We start from the raw sequence: 16885 nt of genomic DNA, 5'->3' as shown, positions 1-16885 counted from the left end.
CATGGCAATTGCACGTAACAAATTTGATGCAGTAATTATTGGAGCAGGCGGGGCTGGAATGCGTGCGGCACTGCAAATGGCAAATTCAGGTTTAAAAGTCGCGCTTTTATCTAAAGTGTTTCCAACCCGTTCACATACAGTATCAGCTCAAGGCGGAATTACTTGTGCCCTGGGTAATGCGCACGAAGATGATTGGCGCTGGCACATGTATGATACAGTGAAGGGTGCCGATTATATTGGTGATCAGGATTCAATCGAATATTTGTGTAAAACAGGTCCTGAAGCAGTATATGAACTCGAACACATGGGATTGCCTTTCTCTCGTATGGATAATGGAAGGATCTATCAGCGTCAGTTTGGGGGCCAATCCAAAAATTATGGTGGAGAACAGGCTGCCCGCACTTGCGCCGCCGCAGATCGAACCGGGCATGCTTTATTGCATACGCTGTATCAGCAAAATCTGAAAGCAAAGACCCACGTATTTAGTGAATGGTATGCCCTTGATCTCGTTAAAGACGCTCATGGCCATATATCCGGTGTGACTGCCATGTGCATTGAGACTGGAGAAGTAGTATTTTTCCAATCAAGAGTATGTATTCTGGCAACAGGTGGTGCAGGTCGTATTTACCAGTCCACCACCAACGCATTCATCAATACAGGTGACGGCTTTGGTATGGCGCTTAGAGCCGGGATTCCTTTACAAGACATGGAAATGTGGCAATTTCATCCCACCGGCATTGCGGGAGCAGGGGTTTTAGTTACTGAAGGATGCCGTGGTGAGGGCGGTTATTTGATTAACAAGGATGGCGAGCGGTTCATGGAACGCTATGCTCCGCGCGTTAAGGATTTAGCTTCCCGAGATGTGGTTGCTCGTTCGATGGCTCTTGAAATACGTGCCGGTAAGGGTTTTGATCCCAAAGGTATTGATCACGTTAAGTTAAAATTGGATCATTTAGGCGCTGATCTTATTAAGTCACGTTTGCCGGGGATTCGTGAACTATCCATAAAATTTGCTGGAGTGGATCCCATTGTTGAGCCAATCCCGGTAGTTCCTACGTGCCATTACAGTATGGGCGGGATACCCACGAATATGCATGGCCAGGTCCTCACCAAAACCAATGGTGTAGAACATGTTGTTAATGGCTTGTATGCAGTAGGGGAATGTGCTTGTGTTTCTGTACATGGAGCGAATCGTTTAGGCGGTAACTCATTACTTGACCTGGTAGTTTTTGGTCGTGCAGCCGGGTTGCATGTTGAGCACTTGTGGCAGTCAAATGAATTGCCTGATATGAGCTACATTAGTGATGATGATATTGCTCCATCATTACAGCGATATAATCGATGGAATGACTCGGCAGAAGGTGAAAGCCCCGCTGTAATTCATGATGAAATGCAACGTGTAATGCAAGAGGACTTTGGCGTATTTCGTACAGGTGAAGTCATGGCCTCTGGCTTAAAGCGGTTACAGGCTTTACGTGAGCGGCTGGCCCATGCCAAATTGGCAGATAAAAGCAAAGTGTTCAATACAGAACGCGTCAGTGCATTGGAGCTGGATAACTTAATGGCAACTGCCTATGCTACTGCACATTCTGCTATTGTTCGCACAGAAAGCCGTGGTGCCCACAGTCGTGAAGATTATCCAAAACGCGATGATGAGAATTGGATTAAACATACGCTTTATTTTGAGGAAGGTGAGAAAATTGATTTTCGTCCGGTTAATGCATCACCTAAGCATGTCGAGCCCTTTGCGCCGAAAGAACGCGTTTACTAAAGAGGATAGATTACATGGCAGATAGTAGAAAATTGACCTTATCAATATATCGCTATAATCCTGAGGTGGATGCTAAGCCTTATATGAAAGATTACGAATTAGAGATCCCGGTAAAAAGCGATCCCATGCTGCTCACCTTGCTTGAGCGTTTGAAGGCAGAACAGGATCCTTCCATAACCTACAGACGTTCTTGTCGTGAAGGGGTATGTGGCTCAGACGGTATGAATATTAACGGGACTAATGGCTTGGCGTGCATTACCCATGTTTCCCAGCTGAAGACTGACAAAATAGTGATTCGCCCTTTACCCGGATTTCCGGTAATTCGTGATTTGGCTGTTGATATGTCGCAATTCTATCAACAATATGAGCGGATAGAGCCTTATTTACAAAATGATGAAGTTCCTCCTGCTCGCGAGCGGTTGCAATCTCCGGAAGAGCGGTCACAGCTTGATGGGTTATATGAATGTATTTTATGTGCGTGTTGCACGAGTTCATGTCCTTCATTCTGGTGGAATCCGGATAAATTTGTGGGCCCCGCTGGATTATTGCAGGCAAGACGCTTTTTAGCAGACAGTCGGGATACAGCGACAACACATCGCCTGGATAAACTACAGGATCCGTTCAGTGTGTTCCGTTGCCGAACCATTATGAATTGCACCAATGTATGTCCGAAAGGCCTCAATCCCTCGAAAGCGATTGGGGAAATTCGCCTACAAATGTTGGGACAAGAAACCTAAGTGTTTTTCTTTTAGTTTTGGTAGCTGGTAAAAGCCCTAAGCTTGGACAATTGAATTTCCCTCTGGGGGAATCCTATCCTGAAGTGAGCTTAAAACCAGCATAAGGATGAATCCCCGCTATTGCGGGGATAGCTGTTTTATCCACGGGGATGAGTGGAATAGCCAATTTAATGGTGTTAGTGATTAATACCCCTTTGGAGAGAATGAAAATGAGCAGTTCCGATCTGCAAAAAGAATGGGCTTCTTCCTATTTATCTGGCGGAAGTATGGCATATGTGGATAGTCTCTATGAAGATTATCTGGCTGATCCAAGTTCGGTTTCATCCGATTGGCGTGCAGTCTTCAGTGCTTTACCCAAAGTTAATGATGCTGAAAAGGAACGTTCACATAGAGAGATCCGCGAATATTTTTTACAGAATGCGGATAAAAAAGTAATCCCTGTAGTGCAATCTTCAGATAGCCAGCAATTTCGCATTGCCGATCTCATCAATTCATATCGCTCTTTAGGGCATCATGCCGCTAAGCTCGATCCCCTCGAAATGACAGCGCGTACTCCTGTCCCGGCGTTGGAATTGGATTATCACCACTTATCTGATGCAGACAGAAACCGGAAATTTTTTGCCGGCACGACCTTTAATGGTCCTGAAATGACTTTGGATGAGATTCATCAAGCCTTGCTGGAAACATATTGCGGCAGTATTGGTATAGAATACATGCATATTTCTAATACCGAAGAAGTGGAATGGCTGCAAGAGCGGATGGAGTCTGTACGTGGGCGGCTCAAACTGGATGCAAGCAAAAAGCTACAGATTTTAAAAGACTTAATTGCAGCAGACGGTTTAGAGCGTTACCTGGGCACGAAGTATGTGGGACAAAAACGATTCTCTTTGGAAGGTGGGGATGCCCTAATTCCCATGATGAAAGAAATTATTGATTGTGCTGGACGAGATAACGTTAAGGAAGTGGTCATTGGAATGGCGCATCGAGGCCGTTTAAATGTACTCGTTAATGTGTTGGGCAAAGAACCTAATCAGCTTTTTCAGGAATTCGAAGGAAAAATAAAATACGAGCGCACAGGCGACGTTAAATATCATTTAGGTTTTTCTTCAGATATAAGAACAGGTGCAGGTTCAGTAGTACACCTGGCTTTGGCATTTAATCCCTCACATCTGGAAATTATTGGGCCAGTAGTAGAGGGCTCGGTTCGCTCCCGCTTGGGTCGGCGCAATGATCTGGTTAAAAAGGAAAAAGTTGTCCCTGTTGTGATTCATGGTGATGCTGCATTTGCCGGACAGGGAGTGGTGATGGAAACCTTCAATTTCTCCCAGGCTCGCGGCTACAGTACCGGGGGTACAGTTCACATCGTGATTAATAACCAAATAGGGTTTACCACCAGTAATCCACTGGATTCACGCTCAACCCTGTATTGTACCGATGTTGCGAAAATGGTGCAGGCGCCTGTTCTCCATGTAAATGGAGACGATCCTGAGGCTGTGGTGTTTGCGACCAAATTGGCATTTGATTTCAGAATGAAATTTAAACGCGACGTGGTTGTTGATCTGGTGTGTTACCGACGTCATGGCCATAATGAGGCAGATGAGCCGGCAGTGACTCAACCTTCCATGTATCGAAAAATTAAATCCATGCGTCCATTACGCGAAATCTATGCAGAGCGCCTAGTCCAGGAAGGAATACTGACCAGTAAAGATTCTGAGAAACTAGTCGATGCCTATCGTGATTCTTTGGATCAGGGCAAAGCCGTGGTGGATTTGGTCCATGGTGATTATGAAGGTAAATATGCTGTTGACTGGACCCCTTATGTAAATGCCAAATGGACAGATAAAGTTGATACCACTATCACTAAAGAAAACTTAAAAAAACTAGCATACCAATTAAATCAATTGCCGGAAGGATTTACCTTACATCCAGTAGTTCAGCGTTTGTTAAATGAACGGGATAAAATGACAGCCGGTGAATTACCAATGAACTGGGGTTATGCTGAAACGATGGCATATGCCAGTTTAATTCAGGAAGGTTATGGGGTACGTTTGTCCGGTCAGGACTCCGGAAGAGGAACTTTTGCTCATCGTCATGCAGTATTGCATGATGCGGAAACAGGTGAAACCTTTGTGCCTCTGGAGCAAATAAAAAATGAATTGAACCGACCTTTCTCTGTCATCGATTCAGTGCTTTCAGAAGAAGCAGTTTTAGCGTTTGAATATGGTTTTGCTGCCTCCGCCCCAAATTTTCTGGTACTTTGGGAAGCCCAATTTGGCGATTTTGCGAATGGTGCCCAGGTAGTAATTGATCAATTCATTAGTTCCGGTGAACAAAAATGGGGACGTCTTTGTGGTTTAGTAATGCTGTTACCGCATGGATATGAAGGACAAGGCCCAGAGCATTCCTCTGCGCGCCTGGAGCGTTACATGCAGCTGTGTGCCCAGCATAACATGCAAGTTTGTACGCCCACTACCCCAGCCCAAATTTTCCATTTGTTAAGAAGACAAGTGATTCGTAATTTCAGGAAACCATTGATTGTCATGACTCCCAAGAGTCTTTTGCGTCATAAATTGGCTGTTTCTCCTTTAGATGATTTATTTAAAGGAAAATTCCATAATATTATCCCTGAAATTGATGCCCTGGATGCCAAGAAAGTCACCAAAGTGGTACTGTGTTGTGGAAAAGTTTATTATGATCTATTGCAAATGCGTCGTGATAAAGAGCTGAACCACATTGCTATAGTGCGGATTGAGCAATTGTATCCCTTCCCCAAAAAGGCACTTACGACTGAGTTAAATAAATATCCTCAGGCCAAGAAAGTAATTTGGTGCCAGGAAGAACCGCAGAACCAGGGAGTATGGTTCTCTTCTCAGCATAATATAATTGATTGTTTACTACCTGAACAAACCTTACACTATGCCGGAAGAGAGTTTGCCGCTGCACCTGCTGTAGGAAGCCCTGCGCTGCATGCACAGCAACAACAAGCTTTAGTAGAGCAAGCTTTATTGGACTGAATTTAAATTTATCGTAGCCTGGGAATGGACATGTTTTACCTCAGGCTGCAATGTGTTAACGAAATTAATAAAATAAGAAGGTATAACCATGTCTATCGAAGTCAAAGTACCTGTTTTGCCTGAATCCGTTGCTGATGCGACTGTAGCTGCATGGCATAAAAAAGTAGGTGATAAAGTTACCCGGGATGAAAATTTACTGGATTTGGAAACAGATAAAGTTGTGTTGGAAGTTCCAGCTCCAGCTGATGGGATATTGGAAGAAATCAAATTCCAAGAGGGGGATACGGTACATTCAGGCCAACTATTGGCAATAATTAAAGAAGGTTCTGGTTCTGAGGTCAAAGAAGAAAAGAAAGCGGCAGCTACAAAACCCAGCGAAGAAGAAAGTGATAAAGTAAGTGCCAAGGAAGATAAGTCAACGAGCCCTGTAGTACGCCGAATGATGGCAGAACATGATCTGCAACCAGGACAAATTCAGGGTAGCGGTAAAGATGGCCGAATTACTAAAGAAGACGTACTTGCCTACATTGAATCCAATAGAGAGAAATCGTCTAAATCTGCTGAGAGCCAAAAAGAGCAGCCACAAAAAGCGCCAATGGGTTTACGTGAAGAGCGCAGAGTTCCCATGACCCGTTTAAGAGCTAAAATTGCAGAGCGTTTATTGGAAGCCCAGCATAATGCAGCGATGTTGACGACCTTTAATGAAGTCAACTTGAAAGCGGTAATGGACATGCGCGCCCAGTACAAAGACAGTTTTGAGAAAAAGCATGGAGTAAAACTCGGATTTATGTCCTTTTTTACTAAAGCGGTTGTTGAATCATTAAAGCGTTTCCCTGCCGTAAATGCTTCAATCGATGGACAAGATGTCGTCTATCACGGTTTTTATGACATAGGAATAGCCGTTTCTACTGAGCGGGGATTGGTCGTCCCGGTAATTCGTGATGCGGATCAAATGAGCATGGCTGAAATTGAAATGGCCATAAATGATGCCGCATTAAAAGCACGACAAGGCAAATTAGCAATGGAAGACATGCAAGGAGGAACATTTACTATTACTAATGGCGGTGTGTTCGGTTCTTTATTGGCTACTCCGATTATCAATCCCCCGCAAACCGGAATTTTGGGAATGCATAAAATTGAAGAGAGACCTGTAGTAGAGAAAGGGCAAATTGTTATCCGTCCAATGATGTATGTGGCTTTGTCTTATGATCATCGATTGATTGATGGAAAAGATTCAGTACAGTTTTTGGTAAGCGTTAAAGAGTTATTGGAAGATCCTGCGCGTCTTTTACTTAATGTTTAATGTAATGTAACAGCAAAGTTCGTGCGGACGAATTTTGCTTTTTTAGAAAGGTAATTGCAATGAATTTACATGAATACCAGGCTAAACAATTGTTTGCCAGCTACAATTTACCAGTTCCTAAAGGTGAGGTTGCCTATAATGTCGAAGACGCAATCCAAGTCGCGTCACAATTATCTACTGCTCGTTGGGTAGTCAAGGCACAAGTTCATGCCGGGGGTAGAGGAAAAGCCGGTGGTGTAAAATTAGTATCGAACAAAGATGAATTGGCACAGGCGGTAAAATCATTATTGGGTACACGCCTGGTTACCTACCAAACTGATGCTCATGGCCAGCCCGTCAACGCTGTATTGATCGAAGAAACCTGTGATATTGGCAGAGAGTTATATCTGGGCGCCGTTGTTGATCGTGCTACTCGACGCGTAGTATTCATGGCTTCCACTGAAGGTGGTGTTGAAATAGAAAAAGTAGCTGAAGAGACACCCGAGAAAATTTTTAAGATTATAGTAGACCCGTTAGTTGGTGTCATGCCGTTTCAATGCCGTGATGTAGGTTTTAAATTGGGTCTGCAAGATGAGCAAATGAAGCAATTTACGCATTTGATGATGGGATTGGGTAAAATGTTTGTTGATTGTGATCTGAGCCTTCTGGAAATTAATCCTTTGGTTGTCACCAAGCAGGGCCAATTAATTTGTCTGGATGGAAAGATCAACATTGATGGTAATGCATTATATCGACAACCCAAATTGAAAAGCATGCGCGACACATCTCAAGAAGACGAGCGAGAAAATCGCGCCAGTGACTGGGAATTAAATTATATTCCTTTAGATGGAACCATTGGATGTATGGTAAATGGTGCCGGATTGGCAATGGCGACTATGGATGTAATCAAGTTACATGGTGGCGAACCGGCTAACTTCCTTGACGTAGGGGGTGGTGCTACCAAGGAACGAGTCAGTGAAGCATTAAAAATTATTGTTTCTGATGAAAAAGTTAAAGGTATTTTAGTAAACATATTTGGTGGTATCGTTCGTTGCGACCTCATTGCCGATGGTATTCTTGCTGCAGTGAAAGAAGTGGATGTGAAAATCCCTGTAGTAGTACGCCTTGAGGGTAATAATGCGCAACTGGGTGCTGAGATTTTAAATAAAAGTGATTTGAATGTAATTGCTGCAACCAGTTTAACTGATGCTGCGAAAAAAATTGTGGCAGCTGTTGCTTAATTACTAAATTTCGAGGTTAATAATGAGTGTATTGGTAAATAAAAATACTAAAGTACTGTGCCAGGGTTTTACGGGAAAACAAGGCACTTATCATTCAGAACAAGCGATAGCTTATGGTACGCGTATGGTTGGTGGGGTTACACCAGGAAAGGGCGGGCAAAAACATCTGGGCTTACCGGTTTTCAACACCATGCGTGAAGCAGTGGAAGAAACTCAAGCCGAAGCCAGTGTGATTTACGTTCCAGCGCCATTTTGCAAGGATTCCATTCTGGAAGCTGCAGATGCCGGAATTCAATTAATTGTTTGTATCACCGAGGGTGTTCCTGTACTGGATATGTTGCAGGTAAAAGTCTATTTGGAAAACAATACTCAGGCTCGTCTCATTGGTCCAAACTGTCCCGGAATTATCACCCCTGGCGAGTGTAAAATAGGTATTATGCCCGGTTCCATCCATTTGCCTGGAAAAGTAGGTATTGTTTCACGTTCAGGTACTTTAACTTATGAGGCTGTGAAACAAACTACAGACAAAGGTTTTGGCCAAAGTACCTGTATTGGTATTGGAGGCGACCCTATTCCTGGAACCAGTTTCATTGATGCTTTAGCTTTATTTGAGCAAGACTCCCAAACTCAGGCTATTATCATGGTAGGTGAAATCGGTGGATCTGCAGAAGAAGAAGCTGCGGAATACATCAAATCGCACGTGAGCAAACCTGTAGTGTCCTATATTGCCGGGGTTACAGCACCCGCTGGAAAACGCATGGGACATGCAGGGGCGATTATTTCCGGAGGTAAAGGGACTGCGGCTGAAAAATATAAAGCTTTAGAGGCTGCCGGGGTTAAAACAGTACGTTCACCAGCTGATTTGGGTGATGCAATTGCCGAAGTAACAGGCTGGTAAACCCTAGATACTCTGTGAGGGCAAAATTGCACTGCCCAAGCAAAGAATAAATAATAAGCCTCGTCCTGCGGACAAGCCGCAGGACCTATCCTGCATAACAATTCTTTTTAATGGTATTTCATGACAAATTTTCGAAGCATAGCGGACATACGACGAGAATATGGGGAACTGAATCTAAGTGAAAAATCACTTCCGGAAGATCCACTTGTTCAATTTAAGCTTTGGTTTGAAGATGTATTAAAAAATGAAAAAAATGACCCCACTGCCATGGTTCTTTCTACAGTGGATAAACGGGGTTACCCAGACTCCAGGGTTGTGCTGTTAAAAGGATTGGATGAGGGAAGTTTTGTTTTTTATACCAATTATAACAGTACGAAATCAAAACAAATTCAAAACAATCCTCATGTGGCGTTAAATTTTTATTGGCCACAAATGGCAAGACAAGTACGTGTACGCGGGCAAATCCAGAAAGTAAATGAGAAGCAATCGGATGAATATTTTTCCTCAAGACCAATAAAAAGCCAGTTCAGCGCTATAGTTTCTCCCCAAAGTCATGAAATTCAAGGAAGGGAATTATTGGAAAAAGCCCTGAATGATTTAATTCAAGAACATGGGCAAGAACCGGTATTACGGCCAACTTTTTGGGGCGGCTATAAGGTACTTCCTGATGAGATTGAGTTCTGGCAAGGACGGGATAATCGTTTGCATGATAGAATTCATTACTACCAGCATGATGGGCAGTGGATGTATCATCGTCTAGCCCCATAAATCATAGGCTAAAAACGTGCGGCAAAATTTGCCGGCAAAAAGTTATGTTCTGCCATAATTTTGCTTTTTTTCTCTCTTTGTGTCCTTACTCTATTTTTTTTGTTTTTTAAAAAGACAAAAAATATATTGGCATAGTAATTGCTTAATATAATTATAGAAATAAACAACCAAAACGATTTTTTCAAAGTTATATTTCTGTGTTAGAGAAATTTGTCAAGAATTAGTAAATGTTTTTATTTGGTAAATAAGCGTTAACTTAAAGTCGTAAAATTAACATTAATGTTGAAATTATTAACAGTATGAAAATTGAAGATACTGTATATAAATATAGAGGGTAAAATCATGAACGACATAACAGCCTTACTACCACATATTAAATTACGCTTTAACATCGAACATCCAACTTATGAAGACAGCTATGCATACGGTTATGAGTGTGCGCTTGCTGATGTTGCGGAAGAGGATAACCCTTTCCAAAAAGGGACTCAACAAGCAGAGCATTGGCTGGAAGGTTGGTGGGATGCGATTGAGGGTGAAGCTCCCTTGTTTGAATTAAATCCCCTGGATAAAGAAGAGGTCGCAGCAACCGCAGAAAGGGCTGCAAATGACCAAGAGTATTGCCAAAAGCACAGTTTTTTATCACTGGTTATTGAAATCAGTGGGGCAATAGCCGCTTCGGCAATAGTTGGCTATCAATTGTTTGAATTAGTAGCCTAGAAAGTTGGAGCGCTATTAACGTCACCTGGTTGTTAGTTGATGCCTGCTATGACCCTCAATACTTCCTTCTCCCCGTATGGGGGAGGGAAGTTCAAAATGTTTAATCTTTGAAAAATTTCAAAACCATTGAGCGCATTCGCGCGATCTCTGAGGGGTTAAATTCCTTGTAGAGGGCACTGCCTATATTGAGACACACCGTTACGTGTTCACCAAGTCCCTTGAGTAAATCGACTCCTGATAATTTAAGAAGATTGATTTCATCTGCAATATCGCAAGCCCATGCATCAAGATAGGTCATTTCAGAGAAGACCGGGAGAAAAATCGAACCTTGTTCTTGTAAATACAATACCCGCGGTTGTTCATCTCCAGAATTTTTTTCTACGGGGACAATAAAGTTTGCTTTTATAAACTCGAGATAGGCTTTGTTCGCTTCTTTGTTGTTTCCTGCAGAATCAAGCGCTTCTTTTATTGCAAGGTCAAGGGCATTCATTCTAGGCCTTAGTAAATTTTGATCAAATAGTTGGCAGCATGCTTTTGTAATACACAAGAAAATCGTGTTTGCACTCATGCTGATGGATTGCATCCAATTATAACCATTTTCTGAACCTATGAAAATGAAATCAAACTATGTGTTGAAATAAATGACAACACCAGTATAATGTAGGTTTTGTTTTGCAGATTTATTGCCCATTTTTTGATTAAGTATGTTAGGGTTTGATTCCATTTCATACCGTTAATGAGGTACTGGTGAACTCGGAATATAAATTGAAATGCTAACGACCTCTATTCTGGAGGTTTGTTTTTATCCCTTCAATTAAACAAAGCCAATTAGGATTATTATTAGCGTAGAGAGTTTATGAACAAAATACATGAGTCTAGGGTAGAGATTTATAACCGTAAAAGTTATTTAGGATTTGCTTGGTTAGTATGGGGGTTGGCAGCTGCCTTCTATTTTTCTGATTATATGGCTCGTGTTGCACCCGGCGTAATGCACCGTTACTTGCAAATTGATTTTGGAATTAATGAAGCTGGTTTTGGTATTTTAACTGCATCTTTCTATATTCCCTATATATTTATGCAAATTCCAGTTGGACTCACAGTGGACCGTTTAAGTATCCGTTGGTTACTCACGGTAATGTCTTTGGTCACCGCCTTTGGTTGTTGTGTTTTTGGTCTGGCAGACGGTTTGCTCATGGGCTCAATAGGAAGAATGCTCATTGGTTTCAGTGCTGCTTTCGCTTTTGTTTGCTCCCTAAGATTGGCCACTTCCTGGTTCCCACCCACCATGTTGGGTTTACTCGCTGGTTTAACCCAAGCGTTGGGAATGTTAGGTGCAGCTGCTGGAGAAGCACCGGTATCCTTTTTGGTTACTAATGTAGGATGGCGCCACAGTATGCTGATTATCGCCTTCCTATTCATTGCTCTTGCAGCATTACTGTATCAATTTGTCCAAGATAAACCCGGTGAACACCGTAGCGAAGTACGCTCCGTTAATCAGCTCAGCATTCTGCAAAGTTTAAAGGTTATATTATCTTGCAGACAAACCTGGCTTAATGCGTTGTATGCTGGATTTTTATTTGGGCCAACCGCGGTGATCGGTGAAGCAATTGGACCTGCATACTTGCAATTTGGCAGGGGACTTGGGGCTCATGCTGCTGCTTTTGCCACCGGATTGATTTTTATTGGTTGGGGAATCAGTGGGCCTTTATCCGGGTGGCTTTCCGACAAAATGGGACGCCGTAAGCCGTTAATGATCCTTTCTGCAATGTTTGGGATTATCTTTACCTCTTTATATGTATTTAGTCCTACTCTCAGTCAAAATTACGCTTACCTTCTCTTCTTCCTTTTTGGATTAACGAACACCGGTGTTGCTATTGCTTATGCTGTATCAACTGAAATACATGATAGAAATGTGATTGGAACCTCTATTGCATTTACCAATATGATATCAATTTTTGTAGGTGCTTTATTGCAACCTCTGGTTGGACGGTTGGTCGATATGGTCTCGGGAGCTCGTGCGTATAATGTTGAAACTTTATTGCTCTCTGATTTTCAGGCTGGATTGAAGTTGTTGCCGTTGTGCTCGGTCGTTGCCTTAATATTGGCTTTCACAGTGAAGGAAACGTATTGCAAGCCAATCAACCATGCCTAATGGATTAATATTTTGGCGATATTACTCATAGATATTACTGTTTTTTTATAAGCTTATCGCACTCTGATGTTATTTGCTGTTATACTTTCAGCTGCAGTTTTGCTGCATGCGTATTAATAACATGGAGAACAGAATGAAAAAATTTACAGGATTAGTAATTATCCTGGCCGTTCTAATTCTAGGCGGGTATTATGGCATGGGAGTTCTTACTGAAAAAACAATCAGGAAGAACATAGAAGTAATTGACCAGTCTAATGGACTATATGCTGAAATTCAGAAATATAATAAGGGATTGTTTAGTTCTGAAGCCCAAATTAAATGGAATTTACATATTCCAGAACGCGTAGTAAAAGATGAAAATGGTCAGCCTAAAACTCTTCCTGCCCAAGATTTTACTATGGAAATGCCCTTAACAATCCACCATGGTCCTGTTATTTTCACCAACAAACGCGTCCATTTTGGATTGGGATATGCTGAAGCTGTTTTCCCATTTCCTCCACAATATAACGAGCAATTTAATGCTCAATTTACCCCGGATTCAGTTAAGCCCCAGTTGGATTTAAGTATTTTTGTGAATTATCTGAATGAAAGTACTGTAAATTTCCAGGTACCCAATTTTAAATTAATGGCTAAAGATGGTACAGGCAATTTCGAATGGCTGGGTATGGACTCAAGCACAACCATGTCATCCGGAATGCGTAAGGTTGAAGGTAAAATCAAGCTCAATGGTTTGAATGCGACTAAAGACGATACTAAAATCATGTTAAGCAAAGTATCGAGTGACTATGATTTGCATGAAACACCTGCTGGATTGTACTTGGGGGATGCGAATTTCTCATTACCCATTTTTGATGTTTTCGTTAAAGATCAAAAAATGTTTGAAATCCTTGATCTGAGTATTAAGTCAGATAGTGATATTGAGCAACATCTGTTTAACACACATTTTAATGTCACCGTTAAATCTATATTAGCCAACGGTCAGAATTATGGCCCGGGGGATTTGGAGGTTGCTTTAAGAAATCTGGATGCTGATGTGTTAGCTAAAATAAATCAGCAAACCACTGAAATGCAAAATGGTAATGATATTCAACGCCAACAAGCGATGCTTGCCCTTCTTCCTGAACTGCCCAAATTATTCAATAAGGGTGCTGAATTTGAAATTTCCAAACTCAGCCTCAGAATTCCTCAGGGACAGATTGAAGGAAATCTATTTATTAACTTGCCAAAAGGCGAGAACGCCAATCCTTTTGAAATGATGCAAAAAATTCAAGGGAAAGCGAAATTGCAAGTTCCTGCAGAAGCAGTAAAAGCGATTATGAAGCAATCAGTAATCCAACAAATTGCTAAAAAGCCGGAATTACAACAAACCCTGACTGAACAATTGCAAGCTAATCAAACTGCTGCTCAGACAACTCAGCCTGCTCCAACGGTTGAGCAATTAGCTGAAATGCAAGCTACCAAACAGGTCAATGCTTTACAACAAAGTGGTTTGATTACTGTCCAGGGAACTGACTATGTTATTGAAGTCAGTCTGGATCAAGGCAAATTCACAATCAATGGCAAACCATACGATCCTTCCATGATGAAATTTTAAGGACTAATTGGAATAATTTTGTAAGGAGTAGGTTAGAAAAAACAACCTACTCTTTATAAAACCTTCTTGCATTGTATATGAACATTATATATTGATTTTTAATGTAGATTTTTCTGTTCTGCCCTTGTCTCTATGGGCTTGTTTCGGTAATATACTGTTTTTAAAAGGAGGAGCTAATAATAATGACAACAATCAGTAATGAAGTAGTGGATAACACCGCTTCTCTGGCCGAAAGCGTAACTCTATCAGTACAAAAATATTTCTCAGAACTTAAAGGAACTGATCCTGTTGACCTATACCAGTTTGTACTTGAAGAGATTGAGACACCATTGTTTCGTGCGGTTATGGAACATTGCAAGTACAATCAATCACGTGCAGCAATCATGTTAGGAATTAGCCGTGGTACATTGAGAACCAAACTGCGCCGTTATTTCGATGATAAATATGTTGGTACACGTGACTAACAGAAATTTTATCCCCCAAGGGAGCTCAGAGGCTCCTTTTTTTTTGCTTGTTTTTCCGCAATGGTTAAAGCAGTTGCATACAAGTTAATGCACTAATTGGTAGGAGAGGTGAGAGAATGAAGGGGGTATTAAAGAACCTGGGCATGTGTTACTTGCCCAGGTAAGTATGGAGAATTTTATTCAGCAAACATAGAGCTTACGGACTCTTCAATATTAACTCTTTTGATTGCTTGCGCGAGCATGTCAGACAAGCTTACAACGCGAATTTTTTCACATTGCAATGCTTCATCTGATAAAGGAATCGTATCAGTAACTACAATTTCATCAAGTCCTGAGTTTTTAATGTTATTAACCGCAGGGCCTGATAGTACCGGGTGAGTGATATACGCTCTAACGCTATGGGCGCCGTTTTTCTTGAGCTCGTGGGCAGCAGAGCAAAGTGTACCCGCAGTATCCACAATATCATCAACGATGATGCAATGTTTATTTTTCGGCTCACCGATAATATGCATTACTTCAGATTTATTCGGACCGCTGCGACGTTTATCTATAATACATAACTCTGCATGATCAAGACGTTTGGCTACAGCCCGCGCTCTGACTACGCCTCCTACATCAGGAGAAACGACCATAATATTTTTTAAATTTTGTTTTTTGATGTCTTCCAAAAGGATTGGCGTTGCATAGACGTTGTCTACAGGCATGTAGAAAAAGCCCTGGATTTGATCTGCATGCAGATCTACCGTCAGAACCCTGCAAATTCCAACTGAGGCCATCATATCAGCCACCACTTTGGCAGTAATGGGTACGCGTGCAGAGCGCACTCGCCGATCCTGACGGGCATAACCAAAATACGGAACGACGGCTGTGATGCGAGAGGCAGAGGATCTTCTTAGCGCATCCGCCATAGTCAGGAGTTCCATCAAGTTATTATTTGCGGGAGCACAGGTGGATTGAATTATGAAAACGTCTCTACCTCGAACATTTTCGAGAATTTCAATCATTGTTTCTCCATCGCTAAAAGTACCAACAGTAGCCTGGCCTATAGGTATTTTTAAATGAGAAGAAATTTGTTGAGCCAATTCCGGATTTGCATTTCCGGCAAAAATCATCATTGTGGACATGTGTAAAAAGCCTTTAGATTTAGGTTTAATCATTAACTTAAACACATAGCAGAAGACAGCCAAAAAGATATTATTATTATTTGAGCATTACAAGAACGCATCCTTCCAGGTTATCTTCTGCTGTCTGTTTACTTGAATCAACAAGAAAGTGGCAGGGGTGCTAGGATTCGAACCTAGGTATGCAGGGATCAAAACCCTGTGCCTTACCGCTTGGCGACACCCCTAAATAATTTGCAGATTCTTACAATCATCCATTATAAAATTGCGTTCATCCCTGCAAATGTGTTGCGTATTTTGCAGTGCTTTTGAGAACATGTCAACTTTGAAAGCAATAATTTTTTTGTTTTTTTAATGAGAAGTGGGAGTTGACATTATTAGAGGAATATGCTGCCCTTGGTGATTTTGGTGAAGGCGAAACCTGTAAAAAATTTACAAGCTTCGCTGTTCAATTTTCCAAAAGGAGGGCGGGTTAAACCGTCCAATTCTGAATAACTACTTTCACCATAGCTCCATTTCCTTCCAGGCGAATCATGCTTGGTAAGTCAATACCTTTAACCGAGGTATATTTAGTGAAATTAATGGTGTAGCCACTTTGTTTCAATTGGACCAAATGGTTGTACTCATCCCGGCGTTCGCCTTGAACGGGACCTGGGGCAGGAAGTCCTCTAACCCAGTAATAAAGATTGTTTACAGGCAGACGAATTCCAGTTTGCTCTGCTAATAATTTATCTGCATCGTGGGAGGTGATTTTTTTAGAGCCATCTTGATAGGCAATGGTATCCCCTTTCTTATCTATTAAGACGGTACCGCTTCCCAAGGGGCCCATGAGGCGGATGTGATAGGCGCCTGGACCACTTTGTTTCCAGTTCAAGGCAGCTGACCATCCTTTGTTTTTATTTTTTGCTGCCATAGCGCCCCGTATTTCCCAGGAAGAAATAGTTGCTGTTTTGGCTTTACGCTGTTCCACGGGCATAACTTTATTTTCAGGTAATTCTACTGCAGGTCGAGGGGGGGCGCAGGCAGTTAATAAGAAAAAGGAAAATAGTACTATAGAACGATTTATGCTAGTCATTGGTCACCTCAAGTCCTTTTTTGTAGTTTTTCAATTAACAATACGCTAGAC

14 protein-coding genes and 1 tRNA gene are annotated in these 16885 nt (G+C 41.8%); 11 read left to right on the top strand and 4 right to left on the bottom strand.

Features of this window, described 5'->3' with window-relative positions; translation table 11 throughout:
• Nucleotide 1 precedes the first annotated feature (1 nt).
• From sdhA to KYQ_RS14085, 8 genes are all read left to right on the top strand, one after another.
• Entirely contained in the window at nt 2–1771 is a 1770-nt protein-coding gene (sdhA, locus tag KYQ_RS14120) for a succinate dehydrogenase flavoprotein subunit (RefSeq protein ID WP_010652494.1), read from the top strand.
• 14 nt (nt 1772–1785) lie between these two features.
• A complete protein-coding gene (locus tag KYQ_RS14115; protein WP_010652495.1) occupies nt 1786–2508 on the top strand; it encodes a succinate dehydrogenase iron-sulfur subunit in 723 nt (240 codons plus the stop codon).
• Nucleotides 2509–2717: 209 nt separating this feature from the next.
• A complete protein-coding gene (locus KYQ_RS14110) occupies nt 2718–5522 on the top strand; it encodes a 2-oxoglutarate dehydrogenase E1 component (protein ID WP_010652496.1) in 2805 nt (934 codons plus the stop codon).
• A gap of 88 nt (nt 5523–5610) precedes the next feature.
• A complete protein-coding gene (gene odhB / locus KYQ_RS14105; protein WP_010652497.1) occupies nt 5611–6825 on the top strand; it encodes a 2-oxoglutarate dehydrogenase complex dihydrolipoyllysine-residue succinyltransferase in 1215 nt (404 codons plus the stop codon).
• A gap of 59 nt (nt 6826–6884) precedes the next feature.
• The gene (sucC, locus tag KYQ_RS14100) at nt 6885–8045 is read left to right on the top strand and encodes an ADP-forming succinate--CoA ligase subunit beta (protein WP_010652498.1); all 1161 of its coding nucleotides are present in this window, start codon (nt 6885–6887) and stop codon (nt 8043–8045) included.
• 22 nt (nt 8046–8067) lie between these two features.
• On the top strand, nt 8068–8943 hold the full coding sequence (gene sucD, locus KYQ_RS14095; protein WP_010652499.1) for a succinate--CoA ligase subunit alpha: 876 nt from the start codon (nt 8068–8070) through the stop codon (nt 8941–8943).
• 120 nt (nt 8944–9063) lie between these two features.
• Nucleotides 9064–9711 carry a pyridoxamine 5'-phosphate oxidase gene (gene pdxH, locus KYQ_RS14090; RefSeq protein ID WP_010652500.1) on the top strand — a complete coding sequence of 216 codons (648 nt, stop codon included), beginning with the start codon at nt 9064–9066 and terminating at the stop codon, nt 9709–9711.
• A 342-nt stretch (nt 9712–10053) separates the two neighbouring features.
• On the top strand, nt 10054–10428 hold the full coding sequence (locus KYQ_RS14085) for a transmission trait enhancer protein LetE (protein WP_010652501.1): 375 nt from the start codon (nt 10054–10056) through the stop codon (nt 10426–10428).
• A 100-nt stretch (nt 10429–10528) separates the two neighbouring features.
• On the opposite strand, the gene KYQ_RS14080 is transcribed toward KYQ_RS14085, so the two are convergent.
• Complete coding sequence (locus tag KYQ_RS14080; RefSeq protein WP_010652502.1) at nt 10529–10918, bottom strand: SseB family protein; 390 nt, start codon at nt 10916–10918, stop codon at nt 10529–10531.
• Between the two features lie 366 nt (nt 10919–11284).
• On the opposite strand from KYQ_RS14080, the gene KYQ_RS14075 reads away from it, so the two are divergent.
• The 3 genes from KYQ_RS14075 (at nt 11285) to KYQ_RS14065 (ending at nt 14638) form a co-directional block, all read left to right on the top strand.
• Entirely contained in the window at nt 11285–12580 is a 1296-nt protein-coding gene (locus tag KYQ_RS14075; protein WP_010652503.1) for an MFS transporter, read from the top strand.
• A 133-nt stretch (nt 12581–12713) separates the two neighbouring features.
• Nucleotides 12714–14174, top strand: coding sequence for a YdgA family protein (locus tag KYQ_RS14070; protein WP_010652504.1), 1461 nt, complete (start codon nt 12714–12716; stop codon nt 14172–14174).
• A gap of 182 nt (nt 14175–14356) precedes the next feature.
• Entirely contained in the window at nt 14357–14638 is a 282-nt protein-coding gene (locus KYQ_RS14065) for a helix-turn-helix domain-containing protein (RefSeq protein ID WP_003633193.1), read from the top strand.
• Nucleotides 14639–14814: 176 nt separating this feature from the next.
• Here the strand turns inward: KYQ_RS14065 and KYQ_RS14060 are convergent, their stop codons facing one another.
• From KYQ_RS14060 to lolB, 3 genes are all read right to left on the bottom strand, one after another.
• On the bottom strand, nt 14815–15762 hold the full coding sequence (locus KYQ_RS14060; RefSeq protein ID WP_010652505.1) for a ribose-phosphate pyrophosphokinase: 948 nt from the start codon (nt 15760–15762) through the stop codon (nt 14815–14817).
• Nucleotides 15763–15911: 149 nt separating this feature from the next.
• Nucleotides 15912–15986, bottom strand: a tRNA-Gln gene (locus KYQ_RS14055).
• A 245-nt stretch (nt 15987–16231) separates the two neighbouring features.
• A complete protein-coding gene (lolB, locus tag KYQ_RS14045) occupies nt 16232–16834 on the bottom strand; it encodes a lipoprotein insertase outer membrane protein LolB (RefSeq protein WP_010652506.1) in 603 nt (200 codons plus the stop codon).
• Between the last annotated feature and the right edge of the window lie 51 nt (nt 16835–16885).

The sequence above is a fragment of the Fluoribacter dumoffii NY 23 genome (genome assembly GCF_000236165.1).
GTDB classification, from domain to species: Bacteria; Pseudomonadota; Gammaproteobacteria; order Legionellales; family Legionellaceae; genus Legionella; species Legionella dumoffii.
The sequence above is the reverse complement of the archived record's forward strand: the minus strand, read 5'-3'. Positions and strand labels throughout refer to the sequence as shown.